Genomic DNA, 22,307 nt, shown 5'->3' on the forward strand with positions numbered 1-22,307 from the left:
GCTGCTTTGTTATTATGCTTTGTTATTTAGAAGAAAAGAAACCCAAGCACTGCACCGATCAGAACGATGCGAAGCGGTGACTGCTTGTAAAAACGTAACAGACAAAATAATCCGAAAGCCATCAAGAAGTCGAGTCCACTTTTAATACTCGATGTAAAAATCGGATCGTACAATGCCGCGAGTAAGATACCGACGACGGCAGCGTTGACCCCGATCAACATCCGACCAACCGACTGATTTTTTCGGATGCGATCCCAGTACGGCAAAACACCGATAACGAGTAAGAAACCGGGAAAGAAAATCGCAAGCGTCGCAAGGATGCCTCCAGAAATACCAAAGATGATCGTACCGAGATACGTCGCGAACGTGAACAGTGGACCCGGTACCGCTTGTGCCGCTGCATATCCGGCAAGAAACGTATCCGTATTCATGAGTCCAGGTACGAGCGATTGCTCAAGAAACGGCAAGACGACGTGCCCGCCACCAAAGACGAGAGCTCCGGCACTGTACATGATACTCGTCAGCTGGATGGTTCCAGTTGTCGCTTGAGCGAGAAACGGTGTGATGGTGAGTAAGACGAAAAACAAGGCGAGTGCGATGACGCTAAACATTCGTGGTACGCGAATTGACAACGAACCACCTGTCTTCGTTCCTTCTTTGAACCAGAAGAAGGCAATAAGACCTGCGAGTAGTAAAACTCCGACTTGCACCAATGGATGGGCAATCAAGAGCACGCCTGCGAGCGCCAGTAACATCAAGGTCAGGCGTTTGGCACCTGTCGCAAGCTTCATTCCCATACCCAGAACGGCGTCAGCGACAATCGCGACCGCAACCAGTTTTAATCCGTGAATGAATCCAGCTTCTGCAACGTCGAACCGTGTCGCAAGAAGCGCGAACAGAATCAAGGCGATACTCGACGGCAACGTGAAGCCGATGAAGGAAATAATTGCTCCTGCTACCCCACCACGGATCAGTCCGATGCCCATTCCAACCTGACTCGAGGCTGGACCGGGTAAGAATTGACAGAGCGCGACTAAGTCAGCATAGGCTTTCTCGTCGATCCATTTTTTCCGTTTGACATATTCTTCATAAAAATACCCGAGATGGGCGACCGGGCCACCGAACGACGTACATCCGAGCTTAAACGACACTAGAAAGATTTCGATTAAACGATGCATGTTTCACCTCCATCTTTCATTTTACATAAAATTTATTAAGTTCTCGTGAACTTCAATGATTTTTATTCCCGTATGTTCCCTTTCGCCACAATTTCTCCATGGGACCTTGTGCATGATGCTTTAGATATCTGTTTGATGCGATACCTTGCGTAATCAAAAGCAGGAATACAAGTAACAGACCTTGCCATAAAGGCGTCGTTTCAAACTGACCGCTCAGGAAGATGAAACATGTAAAGACGAGTGTGTGCATTAAATAGTTCGTCAATGCCATCCGTCCCAGTCCAGCAAACCACCGCATTCGTCCAGCACGGACGAGTAATGCGACAGCACAAGCATAGGTGATAGCAAGCGTCCGACCTGATAACCAGACATAAAAGAGATTAGATGAACCGTCTGGTACGTCCATATGTGAATGAATGATTCCTACGAATGATGGCACCGTCAGCAACAGGCTGATTCCGAGCGTCCACCAGAGAAAACGATTCGTCGGCGGTCGTGTGCTGAAACGTTCCATCAACAATGCCCCGATTAAGAACAGCGACAGAATTTGCGGCCATATGATACCGGTGTTCAAAAAGGATTGCGGTAGTTGAACGGTTATCTCATCGTGAATGAAGCCGACAATATCCCGGGAAGCGACCAACGATTGCAGGAAATCATTCTCTTCGATACTCGATTCATCTCCGAATTCGTTAGCATATTGGTAAATCGATATGTAAATCAGGAAAGTATACACTTGACCGACGACTGCAACTAACATTTTCGTAATCGGCTTTGCTTTCGTAAATAATAACAAGATGAAACCAGTCAACGCATACGTATGTAAAATATCGCCCTGCCACAAGCATAAATGTACTAGTCCAATGAGAAAAAGAATCCCTAGACGACGCGCAAAAATCATCTTCGATAATCCTTTTTGTCGCAAACGCTGGATGAACAAATAGAATCCTGCTCCGAACAAGACACTAAACAGCGTATAGAATTTCGTCTGGATGAAAAGGTCAAAAAACAGACGAATCCATTGGTCCGCTTCTCCCATCATCGCATGTGATCGATCCCCAAGAAAACTTGGCATATTGACAAATAGGATTCCGCATAATGCAAAACCCCGTAACACATCTAAATAAACGATGCGTTGATTCAACTGTTGTTCCAACCTAACACTTCCTTCCTAAAAAAAGACCGCTCATTTTCTGAGCGGTCTTTATCATACGCTATCTCGATGTAAAACGTTCCAACAAATTCAATAATGGACGATAGCGTTCACCGAGCAAACCAAGCGACTCGACTAAAATATCGAGGACAAGCAGTAACATGACGAGGGAGACAAGTGCCCCAAGTGAGTTCGTCTGAGAAAAGAGAACTGCCGTCATCCCAAAAATTGCACAGAGTCCATAGATGACAAGGACCGCTTGTCGCATTGTAAAGCCAAGATCAAGTAACCGGTGATGCAAATGAGCTTTGTCCGGTGCGAATGGCGGTTTTCCTTGCAACACCCGGCGGACGATCGCAAATAACGTATCGGAAATCGGGATACCAAGCAAAATGACCGGGACGGCAAGTGAGAACAGCGTCACGTTCTTGAATCCAAGTAACGACAACACACCGAGCATATACCCGAGGAACAAAGCACCCGTATCGCCCATGAAAATCTTCGCTGGGTAAAAGTTATGGAACAAGAAGCCGAACGTACTCATCAATAAGAGAATCGCGACGATCGTCACGTAGACGTTTCCTTGGATGACGGCAAGACTGATCAATGTCAACAAGACGATACTTGAGACACCGGCTGCTAAACCATCTAATCCATCAATCAAGTTGACGGCGTTCGTGATCCCGATGACCCAGAGGAACGTCAACGGAACACTCCACCACCCGAGATATAATTGTTGGTCGAACGGTAGATTGATGAACTCGATCCGAATCCCACCGTTGAGGACAATGACGGCGGCAACGATTTGCCCCATCAGCTTTAAACGGGCATTGAGCTGGAATCGATCATCAAAGGCACCTGTCAAAATAATAACGAATCCGCCGACTAGAATATGCGTCGCATACGGACTCGAAGGTTGTAAGATAAAATAACCGATCATGAACGCGATATAGATCGCAAGTCCGCCAAGTCGCGGCATGATTCGGACATGTACTTTTCGCGCGTCTGGACTGTCAACGGCACCGACTGCAATCGCAAAGCGTTTCACGACGGGTGTGATCAGTAAGGCGGCGATAAAACAGACGATGGACGCAGTCCATAACATAGTAACATCACGCTCCTGCGCGAATTATATCATAAAAAAAAAGAGCCGACGAGCGGCTCTTACATGAAGATCGGTACTTCAGCAGCTGGATCATATGTATAGATACCGCGTCCGACTTTCTTAATGGCAGGGTTTGCCTGTTCGACTTTCGCCATCAATTGATAGATATTGCTGATTTGGTGGCGATAACGTAACTCGAGTTCCATTTGGATATCACGTGCTGTCATCGATTCACGCTCGCGCATTAAATCACTGATTTGGTGCACGTAGACTTCTAGTGGATACCGTTGATTGACGCGACGTTGCTTTAACGGACGCTCATGCGTGACGGCGATTTCTTGCGAATGTTCTCCCGTTCCACGGCTTAATTCCGAGATCAAATACTCGGCGCGTCGTTGCAGACGACGGTATTCCTCTTCGATTTCCATTAGTTCGCGGTAGATGTGTTCACTGTTCCCCATTCCTTGCCCCTCTTTCCTATTTTATACATTAATGTTTCAGTTGTGTTTCAATTGTATGTATTTTGAAATATATTAAACTATAATTTGCCTCGATAATATATAATTTCTTTAATTATTTAATTATCCTGTAATATTTTCATATCCTTACCGATAAATTGGCTACACTTCATATTAACAGAAAGGAATGAAAACGGAACATATAATTTCGAGATTTAACTATTTTAATAATACTTAAGTTCTATTAATACAAGATATATCTTTCTTATTTTAACGAAAAGGAGACTGGAAATTTAATGGGCAAATTACCTAAAACATTTCAGACCGCTTTAGTACTTTCGTTGGTATCCGGTTGCTTCGCTTCTACTTCTACTGTATCGGCTGCGACCGGCACAACCTTTACGAAAACTTCGTATCAGACGACGGATGCTTTGAATTTACGTAGTTCGAATTCGACCTCTTCGAAGAAACTACTGACGATCCCGAAGACGACGAACGTCACGTCAAACTACCGTAAAGGCTCTTGGTATAAGTTGTCATATAAAGGAAAGACGGGTTATGTGACGGGATCTTACCTGAAAAAGATTGAGAGTGGTACGTCCTTTACGAAGACGTCCTATAAGACGACCGATGCGTTGTCCTTACGTAGTGCGGCAACGACGTCTTCTAATCGCTTGTTGACGATTCCTAAAGGGACAGGCGTACAATCGAGTTTTAAAAGCGGAAATTGGTATAAAGTGACCTATGCGAACAAGATTGGTTATGTTTCGGGTTCTTATTTGAAGAAAGTAGCTGCACCAGCTAAGACCACGGTCTATACGACGACCGATCGCTTGAACTTCCGTTCGTCCCCTTCGACGTCCGGGAAAGTACTTACAACGATTCCGAGTGGAACAGCAGTCAGCTCCCTCGCCGTTAAATCGAACTGGCATACGGTGCAGTACCAAGGGAAGACAGGTTATGTCATGGGGACATACTTGAAGAAAGGGGCTTCCGTCCCTGCCTCGACGATTGGAAACGTTGACTACAGTGGTTCGAAGATGTATGTCTTGATCTCGTCCGGTAACAGTGTCGCTCTTCGTGCGAATACTTCAACGCTCAGTGGTCAAATCGCCCGTCTCGGTCGGGGGACCCCTGTCGTCGTCACGAATCCGCGGCATCAAACGAAAGGCTTCGTCTCCGTCCGGACAGCAAGTGGTCAAAGCGGTTATGTCGATGCGACGTATCTGACACTGTTCCAACCGGCACCATCAAACCGTCCATTGCTTGTCCTTGACCCAGGTCATGGTGGACATGACGCAGGCGCGGTTCGTTACGGCGTTACGGAACGTGACATCGTTCTTGCAGTCACGAAACAAGTCGCTGAACGTCTTGCCGGAAAAGTCGATGTGACGATGTCACGTTATACAAACGATTACTACCCGTCACTTGGAGAACGGAGCGCCCTTGCGAATAGTCATGCGACGACTGCTTTCGTCAGTGTTCATATCAATGCTTCAACGAGTGAACAGGCATATGGAGCAGAGACCTTCTACTATAAAGGTGCTTCTTCGATCAACCTCGCTCAGAACGTTCAGCAACGTCTCGTCTCGTATGCTGGCATGCGTAACCGAAGCGTTCATTATGCGAACTATGCTGTCATTCGCGGCACACAAGCGCCATCGATTCTAGCGGAACTCGGTTTCCTCTCGAACAGTTCGGATCGTGCGAAACTTACGAATCCAACATATCAATCCCGCTACGCGCAAGCAATCGCGGACGGGATTCTCGCTTCGCTTTAAATCAACCGCATATTAAAAAGGATCGCTCAGGGAAGCGATCCTTTTTAAATACATAACTTTCAAGGAATGTCCTTCACCATCAGGGAATGGTTCAGACAAGGGAGCGACTAGCGAGGATTTGCTCAAGGGAAAGCAAATCTGTCGAATCGACACGATAGTCTGCCTCATGGAGTGCCGACTCCGGTCCGACTCCGACGGCATACATGCCGGCAGCGTGGATGGCAGTAATGCCAGCCGTCGCATCTTCTACACCGATGCAACGACTCGGTTCGACGTCGAGTGCTTCTGCAGCACGGAGAAACACTTCAGGGTGTGGTTTCGATTGTGCAACAGTCGCAGCGTCTACGATGTCATCGAAATAGTGTCGAACCTTTAATGCCTCAACGACCATCAGCGCATTTTTAGAGGCGGACGCCATTCCGATTTTCAGCCCAGCGTTTCGGATTTCATCGAGGAATGCAGTGATTCCAGGAAGAAGATCCTGTTCAGAGATGTGCTGGATCAATGTGACGTAGTGTTCATTTTTCTTAGCGGCGAGTGCTAGCTTCTCGTCCTCTGAAAAAGCGTTTTGTTTTCCGCCGAGCGCAAGGATACGCTCGAGTGAATCCATCCGGCTGACACCCTTTAATGTCTCATTAAATTCCCGGTCGAACGGGATATCCAAATCCTCTCCTAATTGTTTCCACGCTAAGTAGTGATACTCTGCTGTATCGGTAATTACGCCGTCTAAATCAAAAATGACCGCTTCGATCGTTGGTGCCATCCGACATCCATCCTTTCTTCCATCGTCCATGCAAGGCAAGAAATCGAATGACTTTGCGCAAACGATTGCACTTGCCTCATGAATAATTTTACTGGTTCTCTCGACTCTTTGCAAGCGTTATCAAATATTTCTGATTCTTTGTTTTTAAAGCTGAGATACCTTCTTTTTGATAACGCTTTCAATTTTAAGGGAATGTTTTACTTATTTCGTTTTTTACTATTCGTTTTACAATTTTTAACTGCTATAATGACTTCATAGCATATGAGGGAGTGACGAAGATGTTTCAACGTGTTAAACAGTTGTTGAATGATCAAAGTCGAAGAGTTCATCGTTATGAAAAAATCGTAACGACGATCAATAGCTTAGAACGAGAAATGGAGCAAACATCTGATGAAGCGTTACGGGAGTTGACGATTTCGTTGCGGGAACGGCTACGAAACGGAGAACGGATTGATGCAATCTCACCAATGGCATTTGCGCTTGTTCGAGAAGCGAGTAAACGGACGCTCGGCTTACGACACTACGATGTGCAGCTCATGGGCGGACTCGCACTACTGGAAGGACAAATCGCCGAAATGGCGACAGGTGAAGGAAAGACGCTCGTCGCTTCACTCGCGAGCTTCACCCAAGCGTTATATGGAAAAGGCGTTCACGTCATTACCGTCAATGAGTATCTAGCACGACGCGATGCTGAACAAATCGGTCAGATCCACCGTTTTTTAGGATTGCAGGTCGGAATCAATTCCGCTGAAGCAACGTTTGAGGAAAAACGGATTGCCTACGCAGCAGATATTACATACGGTGTCGGGACTGAATTCGGATTTGATTACCTGCGGGATCATCTGATCATGGAGCCGATGGAACGTCTGCAACGGCCCCTGCACTTCGCCTTAATCGATGAAGTCGATAGCATTTTAATCGATGAAGCGAAAACGCCACTCATCATGGCGGAACGAGACAGTGTCCACGAAGGATTACAACAACTCGTCCGTCATGTCGTCCAGACGTTTGAAGACGAGCGGGATTATACGTTTGATGAAGAAATCAAAGCCGTCGCCTTGACCGATCATGGCATCGAAACAATCGAAGAGGCGTTTGCGATTGATCATCTGTTTGCCGCCGAGCATTCCGTCCTCTTCCATTACGTCATTCAAGCCTTACGTGCCCATGTCGTTCTCAAACGAGATGTCGATTATATCATCAAGGATCAAAAAATCGCGCTCGTCGACCTCTTCACAGGTCGTCTGATGGAAGGACGCAGTCTATCCGATGGTTTACACCAAGCCCTCGAAGCAAAAGAAGGGGTTCCGGTCACGGAAGAGAACCGGACGACCGCCCAAATTACGATCCAACATTACTTCCGTCTCTATCATCAGGTAGCTGGAATGACCGGTACGGCGGCGACGTCACGGGAAGAATTTCAAAAGACATACGGCATGGACGTCGTGACGATTCCATCGAACCGCCCGAAAATTCGGATCGATGCAGAGGACGTCGTCTTTGCAACACGCGACGAAAAGCTAGAAGCCATCGCGCTAGCAACAAAATCGGCACACGTCACGGAACGACCGGTTTTGATCGGGACTTCATCGATTGAACAGTCCTTGCGCGTCGCGAAGACACTTGATGCGCACGGACTCACCTACGAGATCCTGAACGCTAAAACCGTCGATCAGGAAGTCCGGATCATTGCGGCTGCCGGACAAGCTGGTCGAATCACGATCGCGACCAATATGGCAGGTCGCGGAACGGATATTTTACTCGATGAAGCGGCACGACAACAAGGCGGCTTGTTCGTCATCGGTACCGAACGCCATGAATCGATCCGGATCGACAACCAGTTGCGTGGTCGGGCAGGTCGCCAGGGTGATCCTGGATTGACGCAGTTTTATCTTTCGCTCGAAGATGAACTGCCACGCCGTTTCGCGCGCGATCGCCTCGAGCGTGTGCAACAAAAAGTACGAAATACTGCCGGTCCGCTCACTTCGCGTGACGTCCGGGATCTATTGCAGTTCGCTCAGTCGACATGTGAATCTGTCAACCGAAGTGTTCGGGATGAACTCGTTCAGCTCGAAGAAGTCATCAGTGAACAACGGCAAGCGATCTATCATCTCCGGAACAGAATCGTTGATGCGACGTCACTCGAGGATATCGTTCAGACATTTGCAAGACGTGTCTTGCCGTCGATCCTCGACCAAACACTCTCTGACGATCTCGTTCCAGAAGAATGGCCACTGGCTCTCGTCATGACAGAACTCGAGCAACTGTTACATCAACCAGTCACGTTAAAACGACTGGAGACGATCGACGAGATGAAACGACAACTCGAGCCGCTGATTGCTGAAACCGAAGCCCTACTTGTTGCCCATGTCACAGCTGAAAAAGAGACCGTCAAACGTTTCATCCTCCTTGCACTGGACGAGCAATGGACGCGCCACCTGACGGCGATGAACACTTTAAAAGAAGGGATTCATCTCCGCAGTTACGGACAAGAACAACCGGTCCGCATCTTCGAACGGGAAGGCATGGATTATTTTGAATATGCCATTGCAAGTTTCGAGAAACAGGTCCTTTCAGGCATCTGCCGCGCCGAACAGACACACGATAGCGAAGGAGAACTGCACCATGCACACGTCGAATGAAGTGTTCCGTCCCCCGCTCTACTTCACGGAGGACATGCCGATCGTCAAGGAAGATGAATACGTCTTTCGTCACGTCGTGAAACAACTGCCTGATCTAGAAGCCAATCAGATGGCAATCCATCTGTTTCAAGTCTTATCACACCGTCCGCTTCATGTCATCGCCTTGTTCCAAAACACGTTGTCTCGGTCGTTCCACCTGAATGACCTCGTCGTCCTTGCTTTATCCGGTGATGAACTTGTTGCTCGTAAAGTTCTCAGTATCGAGGAGGTCCCGGTCATCCTTCCGATGGCGACGTTACCGCTCTGGTTGACGTTTGAAGAAGACGAATGTTTCGTCGACCTCGAACAGTTGACGGAGCCGCTACAACTCGTCTTCTCAAGCGAGACTCTGACGGAGCTCTTCATCGAAGACGACTCCACGGAACTCGAGCAACGGATGATCCGCCAAGTCGCTTATTCGCATCCGACACCACCCGCAGACGGTTGGTCCCTCTTACCAGTTTCAATCACGCGCGAGCTAGACACTGTGACAGCAATCGTTCTCGTCCGTAATGCGAGCGATCAGACGCTGACACTCGAGGCGCTAACACTTGAACTGATGGATGACGAAACGCCAATCGCAGATGTCACCCATCCCGGACTCTCCTTACCCGCTTATAGTCAACAAGCGATCCGTCTCCGTTTTTCCTGCACTGCCCCGCACGTCGATGCTCTCGGACTTCGCTATCTCCCACCTTCTTCCTAAAAAAACGTCTCGGCACACAAGATGCCGAGACGTTTTGCTTATCCTTTTAAGAGTCCGATGACGCGGACGTTGATTGCTTTGGGTTGGAACGCGAGCATATTTTCCATGTCTTGCGCGATTCGTTCTTGGACTTTTCCAGCTGTCTTGATGATCGACATGCCGTATTTGATATGCACAGATAAACTGACCGTGATGTCGCCGCCGACATCTTCGACTTTTACAAGTTTGACCATCTGTTTTTCCTGTAATTTCGAATCGTCTGCTGTAAAGGCAATGCCTTCTGTTTCTTGAACGGCTACACCTGCGATGACCTCGATGACTTGTTGCGAGACGTTCACGACACCATCCGCATTATTTAAATTATATGACATACCTTCCACGCCCTTCGTCTAGTAATCCATCTATCTAAAGTGTAATGCATTCCGCGTTATTTTGAAAGGTCTTCCCGCTTCTCGACGATTGGACGAATGTCGATCTCAATCAAAGGACGGAGGACACGGACGACGAGCGGGTGTATGATGATGCCAACGATTAGTAAGGCGACGCCAATCATGATCAGTAAGGCAAGCCATGCTTGCGGAACGAACGCATCCGTTACGTATTGGCGCCACGCCATGACAAAGAAGACGTGAAGCAAGTAGACATAGAGACTGAGTTCCCCTGCTCGCGTGATGAGCGGCAAACGACGCATTGGAATTAACATCATGAAACCGAGCGAAGCCGCAATCGATAAGAGGTAGATGACGCTATGCTTGAGTACACCAACCCACGCGTCACTATCATATTGTTCGACATATGGGAAACGATGCTTGAACGCATTTGCAAAGTCGACAATCTCTTTCGGCGTATCACGCCATGCTTCGAATAACAGGAAGCCCATGACGGCTGCGAACGTGATACCACCAATCAAACGGACGTTCATCCGCCGCTTGAAATTCTTCGGCATCTCGAAAATCCGGATGAACTCGTGCTCCGATAGATAGTTCCCGAGTAGGAAATACGGATAGAACATGATCAACTTGCGAAGTGCTAAGAAGCCCGTGTTCTCAAGCTCGAACCCATATAACAAAGCGAACGCGAGACCAAACCAGACATATCCTCGCAAGCGGACGACATACGGCGTTACGATATACCAGACGACCATAACGAACAGATACCAAAGTGCCCAATACGGACGTAGTAGATGTGTTCCGATATTTTCCCCGGACAACAGTGGTAGTCCTTCTCCAAGTGTCGCCCAAGAACCAATTAAAATTTGCCAGACACAATAGACGGCAAATAATTGGATGACGCGTAAGTATTTATTTTCGCGGAAGAAATAACCGCTTAAGATAATGAATAATGGCATATGAAACGAGTAAATTAATAGATAGACCGTCTCGAGCAACTTTCCGTCATAATCAAACCGTAAATCCGTCAGCATGTGACCGATGACGACGAAAATGACAAGAAAACCTTTGATATTATCAAACCAAGGATTCCGATTCATGTTACACTACCCCTTATACTCCCTCGAAAGGAACGAATGTTTATGAAAAAGACACTCCTGATTCTATCCATCGTCTTGAACGTCGTTCTCCTTGCATTGTTACTGGGACGTAAACCGCTCGAAACCTTCGGAAGCGTCTTACCTGCAAAGAGTACGACTCCAGTCACGACATTCCAATACGATAAGAACCCGAACTATGTCCGTTTGAATAGTCTATTCCATACTTATCAATACCCAAAATCAGCGAACGCTGTCATGTTAGGTGACTCGATGACGAATTTTGCCGATTGGCGCATCTTGATGGAGGATCCGACAATCATTAATTTCGGGATTCCTGGCGATACGACAGAAGGCTTTTTGACTCGCCTCGACTTGATTCTCGAGATGAAGCCAAAACGCGTCTTCTTGATGGGTGGCATCAATGACATCCGTCACTATACGCCGATTCCACAAATTACTGAGAACATGACGACGATCGTGACGACACTTCGAAAAAATAACATCGACGTCGTCCTCCAGTCAACCGTTCCTGTGGCTCCAAAATATTCAGACTCTGTCCGAATCAATCGTGATGTCGAAGCGTTGAACCGAAATTTACAAAATCTCGCTCAATCGCTTAAAATCCCATTCGTCGACTTGAGACCTGTTTTGACGAACAAACAAGGGTATCTTCAGAATCGCTTGACGTATGATGGATTACACCTCGTCGGTGGGGGTTACCTGCGCTGGAGTGATGCCTTAAAACCTTATGCGTTGCAAGCAAACATAACAGCAAACAAATAAGCGATGGCGCATTAAAAAACGGCGCATCCCGGCAATCGGGATGCGCCGTTTTTCGATTCTTAGTCTTCTTGGTTTTTAACACCCATATAAGCTGCAACGCTTGATGCTGAGAAAACAGCAACAGCAACGATTCCGACAGCGATCCAGATAACCTGATCCATCATTTCTTCATATCCTCCTTTATGTAACCGCTCACTTCTACATTTAGCGTACACGAATTTCGTCAAGAAAGAAACACATTTTCCATGTCTAATGACTAGACGATTCGGGAAAAAGTAACTATAGTAGAAGGACAACTATAAATTGTCAGAAAATTCGATTATTTAACAAGGAGGTGTTTCTGATGGCCACTTCATTGCTTACGCCGAAAGTGACGTTACGACATCGAAGTACTCTCAACTTTGGATATTGGCTTGTCATCGGATGCATAGGATGGGTGATGCTTGCCCTCGTCACGAATGTTGGTACCGTTCTTGGTCGTCTTCCTTTATATGAAAGCATTCCCCTCGCGATCCTTGTACTTGGGCTCACAGGTATCGTACTAAAAATGGCGCGTGACGAGTGGTGGATTCATTATCTTGAACGTCAGACCCAGTATTATATCGGACATGAGACCGTCACCAGTTGGTGCACGACGATCGATAGCATGTGGCTGATTCGTAAGACGATGCGTCGTGAACTTCGCCTACTTTACCGGCAGCTCGCTCAGACGAAGGCATCGGAAGAAGTGAAACAGATCCTTGCCCTTCAGCTTGTCGAACGTGGCGTGCTCATCGTCTACTCCCGTCCAAAAAGTGATCATCCCGCTTGAAGCGAAAAGAGGACTGCCCCATTACCTTCTAGAAGAGAAGCAGATGGGACAGTCCTTTTTTAGTGTTTTAACCAATCGGTTGCTGCTTCGATCGTCGGCATGACAAGTTGGTGTCCGTAGTTCGACCATGTGACATCGACTAATGCACCAGCCTCCTTCAAGAGTGCTGACAACTCTTCTGTTTCCTGAGCGGGACAGATTGGATCATTACTACCGGCGCCGATGAACACACGAACGTTTGATAAGTCCGGTAACGTCACACCGCGACGTGGTACCATCGGATGCAGTAAGATGGCTTGTTTAAATAGCGCTTCTTCAAACAACATGTTCGCTGCGATGTTGGCCCCGTTCGAATAACCGACCGGAATCAGGCGATCGAGTGCGAAGTCACGTTCCGCTGCTTGTTCCTGTAAAAATTGAATCAATCGGGCTGTCCGTAAAGCGAGATCTTCTTCATCGAAGACGCCTTCTGCGAGCCGTTTGAAGAAACGTGGCATCCCGTTTTCCGAGACTTCTCCACGGACAGACAAGTAACCGGCTTCCGGATCAAGCAGCGAGACGAGTCCGACGAGGTCTTGTTCCGTTCCGCCTGTGCCATGTAAGAGTAAAAAGATCGGTGCGTCCGTTGTTTTTGGTGCTTGATATAAATGAATCATACGAGTCTCCCCTTCGGTACTGTAATAGGTGTTACGTGATTCGTGATCGCGGTGCGATGCGCTTCAAATTGTTCCGGTAACTTCAAGTCTTCTCCAAGCATCTCGAAGTCCTCATCGATCGCGAACCCTGGATTGTCAGTTGCGATTTCATGGAGGATGCGTCCACGGTCATGGAAATAGATCGACGTAAAGTAATTGCGATCTTTTACTTCAGTCGTCTGCAAACCGAACGCGTTGATCGCCTTCATCCAGTCGAGTTGTTCCTCTTGATCGGTTGCGCGCCAGGCGATGTGGTGAACGGTTCCCGTACCCGGACGACCAACCGGCATCTGACCATGGACGACATCAATGACATCTCCAAACTCCCCTTCCGCAATGTACCGGTCAACGGTCTCCGTCCGTTTACTGAGGGTGAGTCCCAATGTATCGGTCAGTAATTTGGCTGTGTCTGATGGATCTCGCGACAGTAATGTCGCTCCCGCAAATCCTTTGATGGCGACGTCACGCGTGACACCGTCGATTTCATAGCGACTGTCTCGTCCCGCCTTGCGTTCGACGAGCTCGATTTGAAGACCATGTGGATCTTCGAACGCGATCTGTTGCTCTCCGAAACGAACTGTTTCTTCAAACGAGACGTTCTTTTGCGTCAGCCGTGCTTTCCAGAAATCCGATGCACCGACCGGAATCGCGTAAGCTGTCGTTCCGACCTGTCCGGCACCGACCTGTCCTCTCGCCATGCCTTTAAATGGGAAGAACGTGATGATCGTTCCGGGTGCACCAGACTCGTTTCCAAAATAAAAATGGTACGTCCCTGGATCATCGAAGTTGACCGTTTTTTTGACGAACCGTAGTCCGAGAATCGTCCCGTAAAAATCAAGATTTTCTTGAGGATCGCCGACCATTGCTGAGATGTGATGGATACCTTGTGTTTTCATAGAATAGGTCTCTCCTTCAATCGTTACTGTTAACACAATAATAGTAACTAATGAACAAAAAGTAAACTAATTAGACTTGTTTCCATTTTCCCTGGAACCTTTACCCAATTTTGAACGTAGGACACTATGTAACAATGGTACACTTGTCGTGCAACAGACATCTTTATAAGGAGGTTCTTATGTTAGAAATCAAACACATCACGAAGCGTTTCGGCGATTTCACTGCCGTTGATGCGTTGACGATCGAAGTGCCACGCGGACAAATCTTTGGTTTGCTTGGTGCGAACGGTGCCGGCAAGACAACGACGTTCCGGATGCTACTCGGTCTACTCCAACCGACCGAAGGTTCGATCACATGGAACGGAGAACGCATTCCGACTTCAAAGATTGGATATCTTCCGGAAGAACGCGGATTGTATCCGAAAGTCCGAGTCGACGAACAACTCTTATTTCTTGCTGAACTCCGCGATATGAAACGGAAGGATGCAAAACGAGCACTGACCGAATGGCTCGAGTATTTCCAAATTCCTCAATATGAAAAAATGCGTGTCGAACAACTCTCAAAAGGAAACCAACAAAAAATCCAGTTGATCTCCGCCGTCCTACATAAACCTGAACTGCTGATTTTAGATGAACCATTTAGCGGACTCGATCCAGTCAATGCGGAACAATTAAAACGTGCCGTTAAAAAATTGACCGTCGATGGAACGACGATCGTCTTCTCGAGTCACCGAATGGATCATGTCGAAGAACTCTGCGAGCATGTTGCGATTCTCGATCATGGTAAGCCCGTCGTCGCTGGTTATCTTCCTGATATCAAGGCGAGCTATGGGAAGACCCGTGTCCTCTTGACGACGGATGCCCCACCACTCCTATGGGATAGCTTACCGGGTGTCCTTCAAGTTGAGTCGGACAATAATGGACATGTCGTCCAAGTTTCTTCAAAAGAAACCGCTGACCAACTTCTCCAACATATCGTCAGTGAAGGACACCATGTTGATCGTTTCGTCTGGGATCAATTATCCTTGCAGGATATCTTCATCGAGGAGGTCGGAAAACGTTATGAACCGTAAATTCCTGACTTTATATCGCTTCAATCTATTACAGAAACTACGTGCCAAAAGCTTTTTGATCTCAACTGTTCTGATGGTCCTGTTTCTCGTCGGCTTCGGCAATATCGAACGGATTCTCGACTGGTTCTCGGGTGACGATCCGAAAGTCGCCCTCGTCAGTGAATTATCGACAGACCTTCGCCCTGCCTTGAAAAAGGCTGGTGTCACCTCAGACATCACACCGAAGGAGTATACGGTCGCAGAAGCACGTAAAGCGGTCGATCGAGGCACATTTGACGTCGTAGCGATTGTTCAAGACTCTTATGACGTGACGCTCGTTAGTGCTAGTCCTGAATCCGAGTTACAGACACAAGTCGCGACGGTCGTCAAACAAGTCCGTGATCAAGCGGTCATCACGGATGCGAAGATTGACCCGAACGTTCTTGCGTCACTCGCTAAACCCGTTCCCGTCAAACAAGAGTTGACGTCGACAGGTGGAAAAAGTGAAGACGAACTCTTTGCTGCCTCCGCGCTCGTTTATGTATTGTTGTTTTTGATGTACTTCACGATCGCGATCTACGGTGGAATGATCGTCACGGAAATCGCGAATGAAAAATCATCACGGGTCATGGAGTTGCTGATCTCTGCAGCGAGTCCGATCCAGCACATGCTCGCGAAGATTCTTTCAATCGCTACCGTCAGTCTCGTACAATTGTCGATTCTCGTCGGTGTCGGCTACTACAGTGCTCAAAGTAGCAGTTTATTCAATCAGTTATCACTCGATTCCTTAAGTGCCCGAACAATCATTTATCTGTTCGTCTTCTTCTTGCTTGGATACTTCCTATATGCCACGTTACTTGCAGCACTCGGTTCGCTCGTCAGCCGGGTCGAGGATGCGCAGCAAGTGACGTTACCGGTCATCTTGTTAATCGTTGCTGCCTTCATGATTTCAATGTTCAGTCTGAACGCACCAACGAATCAAGCCGTCGTCGTCTTGTCATTCGTTCCGTTCTTTACACCGATGGTCATGTTCTTGCGTGTCATGTTGACCGATGTACCGCTATGGCAAGTTTCGATTTCCCTCATTTTAATGCTGATCAGCATTTCGCTCGCCTTATTTGTCGGAACGAAATTCTACCGTGGTGGTGTTCTGTTCTACGGATCGAATCCGCTTAAACAATTACGCCGGATCTTAAGCGGACGCCGGTAACAGTTTACAAGACGAATCGTTTCCGCTATCGTTAGGTGAGAAAAAGCCTTTAGGAGGAACTACGTTATGCGGTCTCGTTTTTGGGCAGCGATCCTTTTCACAGCTGCTGCCATGGTCTCGTCACTTGTCATGTTCACGAAATTCCCGCAAGCGAGTGCGACATGGGAACTCGTCATTGCCTACGGAGGCATGGCGTTCGTCTCTAGCCTCTTTTGTTGGTCCTTCGTCGCGGTGCGCCGCCAGTCTTCCCGTTTATACGGTAGCTGGGTTGGTGTCTTCATCGCCGGATTGACTGTCTTACTTGTCTGTCTCGCGCGATTCGTCTTGCGTGGTGATGTGATGATGATTTTCAAGTGGCAAGCGATGCTCGGTAGCTTAACTCTCAATTTCGGCTATGTCGGTTGGGTACTCGTCATTGCGAATGCGATCATCGGTTTCATCATCGGTCGGACACGTCAAAAGACGCGTCGTCCACGTCCGATGCCACAACGTCAATAAAAAAGTCGCTGTCTTCTGAACGTCAATCAGAAGATAGCGACTTTTTTTCATTTTCGGTGATAACGAGAGCGGCTTTTTCGGTCGCTATAATCCGCATAATAAGTCGAACTGGACAAAGAAATCCCGTCCGTCATACGATCGAGGTATTCATCCAGTTGCATCATCGATGGTAATTTATCCTCAAATAACTCATACGTCTCTTCAGCTTGATCGCGTTGCAACTCTCCTGCTTCCATGACGGCTTCGACGAGCTCATGAAAGATCCGTTGCTCGGTAGCACTCATCGTCTGCTCGATCCGTTTGACATCCTCATCATACATTAAATCAAATAGACGCATTCGCTCCTCGAGCTGTTCCTCGACCCACGTTCCGTCTTGTCCGAGCGTCTGTTCATAAGCAAGCTTCATCTCTTCGAGCGGTGTGTTCTGTTGCATGATGAACTTTAACGACTCTCCCGTCCAGATATGCCGTGCCAAATAACTGGCATCGATGTTCAAGACGTCCGCTAATGCTTCGATGTAGGGTTTAGTTGGATAGACTTCGCTGAGTTCCGTCCGACGGATGAAATACGGTGCGACACCGAGGCGTTCAGCCAATTGTTCGATCGTAATCCCGGCACGCTCTCGTAAGATACGGATCCGGTCACCGTAACCCCGATATGGTGAATGGTCTAGCATACGATTCCCTCCCTTGTTCCTATGGTATCATCATACCCTTGAATCCGGTGTCGGATACATCGAACTTTTGGATGAATTCCGGAACAGATGGCGTGGGTAGCGTAACCAAATCGGTAAGACACTTAAGAAGTATCCGGTCGTGACGATACTGATCCAAAATGTGGCTAAGTCGAGGAATGACCCGACCTGTAGTCCGGCTCGGGTCACGACGACTTGGAACAATAAGAAAGCATGAAAAACCGAGATCAGGTACGGAATGAGTAAGACCGCACCATACTTCATGAGCAAGTAACGGCGGATATTCCCGGAACCGAACCCTAACGCAAACAATGTCTTCATTCGTTTTTGTTCTTGTTCCGCTGTCATCTGCATCCACACATGCAGGAAACTTGCATTGATGACGAACAACCAGATCGTCAGGAGGATGACGACGAACGTGACGAGGCGCACGATCCGGATGCCGTCGATCTCATCCTCCGTCTCATTGATCAACTGATAAGGAACCGACTGTTTTTCATCTAGCTTTGCTGCAGACTGGATGTTGCGGACAATCTTCATCCACTGTTCCCAGTCCTTTGTTCCGTAATCATGATAGGCTGGCGTATCAAAGACGACGATTTGACGGACAGGTTGCTTCAGTGTTTGAAAGACGGCATCACTGACGACGAACATCGTCTCGATCCGGTAGTTGTAACCGAAGACTAAATCATGGGAAGCAGCGGGAAGCAATTCAAAGTCGGCTTTTTCCATCGCCTGTTTCGCTTTTTTCATCGTCGGCGTGTTCTCTTCCAGTTGTACTGGACGTGCCGGTACGAAGAAACTCTGTCGACCGGTCGCTGTCCGCTCCTGAAAATGCAGTTGACGCATCATCTTGTTGTACGCTGAAATCGGCAAGAGCACCCGTGTTCCATCTGCCTTCACTTGAATATCTTGCTGGTAGCGATCCGGGAACGCCTTGGTCATCGTCTGCTTGATATCCTTCAATCGTTTCGTCGGCTGAGCGGACTCTTCATAATAGACGAGACCGAATTGGTTTTGTGACGATAAATCGAGTCCGACCAATTGAAATAAGAAAACGAGACCGACTGCTGTCAGCGCACAAGACGTCAAAATCGTCCCGAGAGCAATCAACGTACTATTCGTACGAAGTTGATTGGCGATTTCCGAGACGATCAGCTTCCGAAGCGACAGACGACGAGGACGGTATAATTGGGTCAACCACGGTAAGACATACCGGCAAATGAAGAACGATCCGATGAAGATGACGAGGGGAAATACGATGTAAAATTCGTACATCCGAATGAATGCGAGCGTATACCCGTAGATCAGAGTCAACAAAGCAATGACTTGTATCAGAATCCAGATCCGTCGTCGAAACGGAGACCGTAATCGAACCGGTCGGTCGGGACGAAAGCGATAGATCGCGAGAACGGTTGCCGTCAGTAAGACGATGAGGGCACCACCAATCAAGGCGAGGATTGCATAAAATGATAACTCGAATTCAATCGGTGGCAAGAACATGACCTTAACGACAGAGAGTAATAACATCTTCGTCAAGACGTTTCCAAGCACTAGTCCTGCCGTAATCGCAAATCCACCGACGATCAAGACCTCAATCAAAAAATATTTTAAGAAATGCGATAGTCCACTGCCGAGTGTTCGCATCGTCCGCAAATCATTCTTACGGTGCTCAAGCATCGTGTACGTCGTCGAATAAATGAATAGGACACTAAAGAGTAAGATGATCAGCTCCGCGGTGAAGACGAAGAAAATCGTCAGCTCGATGACCTGGTTCAATTGACTCAATACCTTGGCGACATTTTGGAACGATCTATTCGTCAACAAGTTCCAATAACTCGTCACGATTGTCATCGCGATAATAATTGTCAAGGCGTAACCGTAGTACAACCGCTGATAGCGGCGGATGTTACGTAGGGCGTATTGCAGATAATTGATGCTCATCCCCTCCTAATAGCGATAATGATTCGATGACCCGTTGGAAAAAGATACGTCGTGGCTCATCACGGAATAATTCCGTCTGAATGCTACCATCTTTGAGAAACAAGACATGATTACAGTACGACGCGACTTGCGGATCATGCGTCACGATGACCATCGTCATCCCGGTTGCATTCAACTCGGCTAGGACGTCCATGACATGTTTCGTCGATTGAAAATCGAGTGCTCCGGTTGGTTCATCCGCGAGTATCAGACGCGGGGTATGGATCAAGGCACGACCGATTGCCGTTCGTTGTCGTTGTCCGCCACTTACCTCATCGACCTGTTTATCGAGCAGATCGTCAATCTGTAGACGACGTGCCAACTCTTCCATCTCTTCCCGCGCGAGCTTCGCCTTTTTCCCTGACAGCATCAACGGAACGAGCATGTTTTCACCGAGTGTCAACGAGTCGAGTAGATTGAATTCCTGAAAGATGATCCCGAGCGTCTCGCGCCGAAAACGTGTCATCTCTTTTCGCTTGAACGTCGCTGTATCGACGCCATCGATCAGAATCGATCCCCAGCTCGGTTCGTCAAGTGTCGCAAGCAAGTTGATCAGTGTCGATTTGCCACTACCGGATGGTCCCATGACGGCAACCATCTCACCTTCCTCCACCCGAAAGTTCAAATCGGTCAACGGTTGCTCCGTCACCTTTCCAGGATAGACCTTCCCCAATTGTTTGACTTCAATCATGTGCGCGACCTCCTACTAATCGAATCCGGCATGTCGTGCCGACACCTTCTTCACTCTCGAGTTCGATCTCGTGCCCGAGCTTCAAGCAAACTTGTTGGACGAAATACAAGCCCATCCCGGTCGATTCCCCGTAGCGGCGCCCATTCTCACCCGTGAAGAACGCATTAAAGACACGCGGCACATCTCGTTTCGGAATTCCGACACCATCGTCTTGAATCGACAAGACGACCTGCCCCTTTGTCACCTCTGCCGTCAGAACGACTTCTCGACCATGCCCCGTTGTATACTTGATCGCGTTCGTCACGAGCTGTAAGACGAGGAAACGAAACCACTTTGCATCCGTATAGACATACACGTCCTCGGCGATGTCGAGTTTCGGGTAGACCTGGTTTTTGACGAACAATCGTTTTTCTTGATTGATGATGCTCGTCACGAGCGGCTTCAATACCAGTCGTTCCGCCTTCAAGTCTGTCTCGATTGCTTCTAAGCGTGACGAATAGAGCATCTGATCGAGTCCACTGCGTAACCGATCAACCTCTTGACGTAAATCCGCTTGATAGTGTTCCCCTGGATGTTCAAGGATCAGTTCGATGACAGATAATGGTGTCTTCATCTGGTGAATCCATTGATCGACATACCGATGTCGTTCTTTTTCTTTTCGTCGCTCAGCAAACAGGCTATTGCGAAACAATGTCTGTTGCCGCTCTAAAAATTGTTCGACGGCAACGGAAATCGGTTCTTCGCTATCGCTACGAATCGGTTCTGCGACTGACTGGACCGGTTGTTGCATCCGTCGTAACAGCGGAAGCATGCTGAAGAAACGATAGCTGAGATAAATCAAGAGACCGATGCTGTTCAAGAGGACGATGTAAAAAAATGCTGCCGGACGATAGAGGTCGTAGAGCCATAAAATAGCGTATAAAATGAGCATCTGTCCGGTAAAGAAGATGGTACCCGGTATCACGTGCCGTAAAAAAAGCTTCATGGCTCAAGAACCAGTTTATAGCCGACACCTCGAACCGTCTCTAGACCAGCAACTCCGATTTCTGCAAGTCGTTTACGGACACGGGTGATATTTACATTCAATGTATTCTCATCGACAAATGCTTCGTCATCCCAAATCCGTTCGAGTAAGTCACCCCGACTAACGATTCGTGGACTTGCCGTCAGCAGCATCTCAAGGATCAGCCCTTCTTTTTTCGACAGCTCGATCGACTGTTCCCCGTACTCGACGATATAACGGTCTAAGTACAGTGTGACACCCTCTTTCGTCACCGTCCGCTCATCCGCCTCGTTCGACAACGTGCCATACGCCCGGCGAATCTGACTTTTAATCTTCGCGATGACGACCGCTCCTTGGAACGGTTTGACGATATAGTCATCAGCACCATATTCGAGTGCCATGACTTGATCCATCTCGCCGACACGTGCCGAGATAAAGAGAATCGGTGCCCGTGTCTTCATCCGTAATTGCCGACACCAATAGAAACCGTCGAACTTCGGTAAATTAACGTCTAATAAAATGACATCAGGATTCGTTTCCTCGTAGGTCGCGATGACATCCCCTCGTCCATCCTCGACGACGACCTTAAAATCATAACGTTCGAGTAGTTCCTTTAATAATGTCGCGATTTTCACATCATCTTCGACTAATAAAATCGTATGCATCGTTCACGTCA

22 protein-coding genes are annotated in these 22,307 nt (G+C 47.9%); 8 read left to right on the top strand and 14 right to left on the bottom strand.

Features of this window, described 5'->3' with window-relative positions:
- Positions 1-26: 26 nt before the first annotated feature.
- Genes chrA through BW42_RS09505 form a run of 4 tightly spaced genes read right to left on the bottom strand, consistent with a single transcriptional unit; the run spans position 27 to position 3,897 of the window.
- Positions 27-1,178 carry a chromate efflux transporter gene (gene chrA, locus BW42_RS09490; RefSeq protein ID WP_035410141.1) on the bottom strand — a complete coding sequence of 384 codons (1,152 nt, stop codon included), beginning with the start codon at positions 1,176-1,178 and terminating at the stop codon, positions 27-29.
- A gap of 52 nt (positions 1,179-1,230) precedes the next feature.
- The gene (locus BW42_RS09495) at positions 1,231-2,334 is read right to left on the bottom strand and encodes a DUF418 domain-containing protein (protein WP_035410145.1); all 1,104 of its coding nucleotides are present in this window, start codon (positions 2,332-2,334) and stop codon (positions 1,231-1,233) included.
- 58 nt (positions 2,335-2,392) lie between these two features.
- Entirely contained in the window at positions 2,393-3,436 is a 1,044-nt protein-coding gene (locus BW42_RS09500) for a glycosyltransferase family 4 protein (RefSeq protein WP_035410148.1), read from the bottom strand.
- A 59-nt stretch (positions 3,437-3,495) separates the two neighbouring features.
- On the bottom strand, positions 3,496-3,897 hold the full coding sequence (locus BW42_RS09505; protein ID WP_035410150.1) for a hypothetical protein: 402 nt from the start codon (positions 3,895-3,897) through the stop codon (positions 3,496-3,498).
- 293 nt (positions 3,898-4,190) lie between these two features.
- Here BW42_RS09505 and BW42_RS09510 point away from each other — a divergent pair, with 293 nt between their 5' ends.
- On the top strand, positions 4,191-5,675 hold the full coding sequence (locus tag BW42_RS09510) for an N-acetylmuramoyl-L-alanine amidase (RefSeq protein ID WP_035410153.1): 1,485 nt from the start codon (positions 4,191-4,193) through the stop codon (positions 5,673-5,675).
- A 91-nt stretch (positions 5,676-5,766) separates the two neighbouring features.
- Here BW42_RS09510 and pgmB read toward each other — a convergent pair whose 3' ends face one another.
- Positions 5,767-6,438 (bottom strand): beta-phosphoglucomutase, encoded by a 672-nt coding sequence (gene pgmB / locus BW42_RS09515; protein ID WP_035410155.1) that lies wholly within the window; start codon positions 6,436-6,438, stop codon positions 5,767-5,769.
- A gap of 278 nt (positions 6,439-6,716) precedes the next feature.
- On the opposite strand from pgmB, the gene secA2 reads away from it, so the two are divergent.
- Positions 6,717-9,080: an accessory Sec system translocase SecA2 gene (gene secA2 / locus BW42_RS09520; protein WP_035410158.1), complete on the top strand. Its 2,364-nt coding sequence runs from the start codon at positions 6,717-6,719 to the stop codon at positions 9,078-9,080.
- Positions 9,064-9,825: an SLAP domain-containing protein gene (locus BW42_RS09525; protein ID WP_035410161.1), complete on the top strand. Its 762-nt coding sequence runs from the start codon at positions 9,064-9,066 to the stop codon at positions 9,823-9,825. The genes secA2 and BW42_RS09525 overlap by 17 nt, the downstream gene beginning before the upstream one ends.
- Positions 9,826-9,863: 38 nt before the next feature.
- On the opposite strand, the gene BW42_RS09530 is transcribed toward BW42_RS09525, so the two are convergent.
- A complete protein-coding gene (locus BW42_RS09530) occupies positions 9,864-10,196 on the bottom strand; it encodes an Asp23/Gls24 family envelope stress response protein (RefSeq protein ID WP_029342549.1) in 333 nt (110 codons plus the stop codon).
- 56 nt (positions 10,197-10,252) lie between these two features.
- Positions 10,253-11,314: an acyltransferase family protein gene (locus tag BW42_RS09535; RefSeq protein WP_035410164.1), complete on the bottom strand. Its 1,062-nt coding sequence runs from the start codon at positions 11,312-11,314 to the stop codon at positions 10,253-10,255.
- A 42-nt stretch (positions 11,315-11,356) separates the two neighbouring features.
- On the opposite strand from BW42_RS09535, the gene BW42_RS09540 reads away from it, so the two are divergent.
- Entirely contained in the window at positions 11,357-12,097 is a 741-nt protein-coding gene (locus BW42_RS09540; protein ID WP_035410166.1) for an SGNH/GDSL hydrolase family protein, read from the top strand.
- A gap of 343 nt (positions 12,098-12,440) precedes the next feature.
- Positions 12,441-12,908, top strand: a complete 468-nt coding sequence (locus BW42_RS09545; RefSeq protein ID WP_035410169.1) for a hypothetical protein — start codon at positions 12,441-12,443, stop codon at positions 12,906-12,908.
- Positions 12,909-12,967: 59 nt separating this feature from the next.
- On the opposite strand, the gene BW42_RS09550 is transcribed toward BW42_RS09545, so the two are convergent.
- Positions 12,968-13,564 carry an alpha/beta hydrolase gene (locus BW42_RS09550; RefSeq protein WP_035410172.1) on the bottom strand — a complete coding sequence of 199 codons (597 nt, stop codon included), beginning with the start codon at positions 13,562-13,564 and terminating at the stop codon, positions 12,968-12,970.
- Complete coding sequence (locus BW42_RS09555; RefSeq protein WP_035410175.1) at positions 13,561-14,499, bottom strand: VOC family protein; 939 nt, start codon at positions 14,497-14,499, stop codon at positions 13,561-13,563. Before BW42_RS09555 ends, BW42_RS09550 begins: the two co-directional genes overlap by 4 nt.
- A gap of 179 nt (positions 14,500-14,678) precedes the next feature.
- On the opposite strand from BW42_RS09555, the gene BW42_RS09560 reads away from it, so the two are divergent.
- The 3 genes from BW42_RS09560 to BW42_RS09570 all read left to right on the top strand — a co-directional run bounded on the left by BW42_RS09560 (position 14,679) and on the right by BW42_RS09570 (position 17,259).
- On the top strand, positions 14,679-15,572 hold the full coding sequence (locus tag BW42_RS09560; RefSeq protein ID WP_035410178.1) for an ABC transporter ATP-binding protein: 894 nt from the start codon (positions 14,679-14,681) through the stop codon (positions 15,570-15,572).
- On the top strand, positions 15,562-16,761 hold the full coding sequence (locus tag BW42_RS09565) for an ABC transporter permease (RefSeq protein WP_035410182.1): 1,200 nt from the start codon (positions 15,562-15,564) through the stop codon (positions 16,759-16,761). Before BW42_RS09560 ends, BW42_RS09565 begins: the two co-directional genes overlap by 11 nt.
- 66 nt (positions 16,762-16,827) lie before the next feature.
- Positions 16,828-17,259 (top strand): hypothetical protein, encoded by a 432-nt coding sequence (locus tag BW42_RS09570; protein WP_035410184.1) that lies wholly within the window; start codon positions 16,828-16,830, stop codon positions 17,257-17,259.
- A gap of 47 nt (positions 17,260-17,306) precedes the next feature.
- Here BW42_RS09570 and BW42_RS09575 read toward each other — a convergent pair whose 3' ends face one another.
- Genes BW42_RS09575 through BW42_RS09595 form a run of 5 tightly spaced genes read right to left on the bottom strand, consistent with a single transcriptional unit; the run spans position 17,307 to position 22,296 of the window.
- The gene (locus BW42_RS09575; RefSeq protein WP_035410187.1) at positions 17,307-17,936 is read right to left on the bottom strand and encodes a helix-turn-helix domain-containing protein; all 630 of its coding nucleotides are present in this window, start codon (positions 17,934-17,936) and stop codon (positions 17,307-17,309) included.
- A 30-nt stretch (positions 17,937-17,966) separates the two neighbouring features.
- A complete protein-coding gene (locus BW42_RS09580; RefSeq protein ID WP_035410189.1) occupies positions 17,967-19,898 on the bottom strand; it encodes an FtsX-like permease family protein in 1,932 nt (643 codons plus the stop codon).
- A complete protein-coding gene (locus BW42_RS09585) occupies positions 19,864-20,628 on the bottom strand; it encodes an ABC transporter ATP-binding protein (RefSeq protein ID WP_035410192.1) in 765 nt (254 codons plus the stop codon). The genes BW42_RS09580 and BW42_RS09585 overlap by 35 nt, the downstream gene beginning before the upstream one ends.
- A complete protein-coding gene (locus BW42_RS09590) occupies positions 20,621-21,613 on the bottom strand; it encodes a HAMP domain-containing sensor histidine kinase (protein WP_035410195.1) in 993 nt (330 codons plus the stop codon). The genes BW42_RS09585 and BW42_RS09590 overlap by 8 nt, the downstream gene beginning before the upstream one ends.
- Positions 21,610-22,296 carry a response regulator transcription factor gene (locus BW42_RS09595; RefSeq protein WP_035410198.1) on the bottom strand — a complete coding sequence of 229 codons (687 nt, stop codon included), beginning with the start codon at positions 22,294-22,296 and terminating at the stop codon, positions 21,610-21,612. Before BW42_RS09595 ends, BW42_RS09590 begins: the two co-directional genes overlap by 4 nt.
- Positions 22,297-22,307 lie beyond the last annotated feature (11 nt).

Origin of the sequence: Exiguobacterium sp. RIT341, assembly GCF_000632205.1 — a bacterium.
GTDB lineage: Bacteria > Bacillota > Bacilli > Exiguobacteriales > Exiguobacteriaceae > Exiguobacterium_A.

Excerpts from the sequence above, each read along its gene's own strand:
- chrA (WP_035410141.1), bottom strand. The coding sequence starts at position 1,178 with ATGCATCGTTTAATCGAAATCTTTCTAGTGTCGTTTAAGCTCGGATGT.
- BW42_RS09500 (WP_035410148.1), bottom strand. The coding sequence starts at position 3,436 with ATGTTATGGACTGCGTCCATCGTCTGTTTTATCGCCGCCTTACTGATC.
- BW42_RS09505 (WP_035410150.1), bottom strand. The coding sequence starts at position 3,897 with ATGGGGAACAGTGAACACATCTACCGCGAACTAATGGAAATCGAAGAG.
- BW42_RS09510 (WP_035410153.1), top strand. The coding sequence starts at position 4,191 with ATGGGCAAATTACCTAAAACATTTCAGACCGCTTTAGTACTTTCGTTG.
- pgmB (WP_035410155.1), bottom strand. The coding sequence starts at position 6,438 with ATGGCACCAACGATCGAAGCGGTCATTTTTGATTTAGACGGCGTAATT.
- secA2 (WP_035410158.1), top strand. The coding sequence starts at position 6,717 with ATGTTTCAACGTGTTAAACAGTTGTTGAATGATCAAAGTCGAAGAGTT.
- BW42_RS09525 (WP_035410161.1), top strand. The coding sequence starts at position 9,064 with ATGCACACGTCGAATGAAGTGTTCCGTCCCCCGCTCTACTTCACGGAG.
- BW42_RS09530 (WP_029342549.1), bottom strand. The coding sequence starts at position 10,196 with ATGTCATATAATTTAAATAATGCGGATGGTGTCGTGAACGTCTCGCAA.
- BW42_RS09535 (WP_035410164.1), bottom strand. The coding sequence starts at position 11,314 with ATGAATCGGAATCCTTGGTTTGATAATATCAAAGGTTTTCTTGTCATT.
- BW42_RS09540 (WP_035410166.1), top strand. The coding sequence starts at position 11,357 with ATGAAAAAGACACTCCTGATTCTATCCATCGTCTTGAACGTCGTTCTC.
- BW42_RS09545 (WP_035410169.1), top strand. The coding sequence starts at position 12,441 with ATGGCCACTTCATTGCTTACGCCGAAAGTGACGTTACGACATCGAAGT.
- BW42_RS09550 (WP_035410172.1), bottom strand. The coding sequence starts at position 13,564 with ATGATTCATTTATATCAAGCACCAAAAACAACGGACGCACCGATCTTT.
- BW42_RS09555 (WP_035410175.1), bottom strand. The coding sequence starts at position 14,499 with ATGAAAACACAAGGTATCCATCACATCTCAGCAATGGTCGGCGATCCT.
- BW42_RS09560 (WP_035410178.1), top strand. The coding sequence starts at position 14,679 with ATGTTAGAAATCAAACACATCACGAAGCGTTTCGGCGATTTCACTGCC.
- BW42_RS09565 (WP_035410182.1), top strand. The coding sequence starts at position 15,562 with ATGAACCGTAAATTCCTGACTTTATATCGCTTCAATCTATTACAGAAA.
- BW42_RS09570 (WP_035410184.1), top strand. The coding sequence starts at position 16,828 with ATGCGGTCTCGTTTTTGGGCAGCGATCCTTTTCACAGCTGCTGCCATG.
- BW42_RS09575 (WP_035410187.1), bottom strand. The coding sequence starts at position 17,936 with ATGCTAGACCATTCACCATATCGGGGTTACGGTGACCGGATCCGTATC.
- BW42_RS09580 (WP_035410189.1), bottom strand. The coding sequence starts at position 19,898 with ATGAGCATCAATTATCTGCAATACGCCCTACGTAACATCCGCCGCTAT.
- BW42_RS09585 (WP_035410192.1), bottom strand. The coding sequence starts at position 20,628 with ATGATTGAAGTCAAACAATTGGGGAAGGTCTATCCTGGAAAGGTGACG.
- BW42_RS09590 (WP_035410195.1), bottom strand. The coding sequence starts at position 21,613 with ATGAAGCTTTTTTTACGGCACGTGATACCGGGTACCATCTTCTTTACC.
- BW42_RS09595 (WP_035410198.1), bottom strand. The coding sequence starts at position 22,296 with ATGCATACGATTTTATTAGTCGAAGATGATGTGAAAATCGCGACATTA.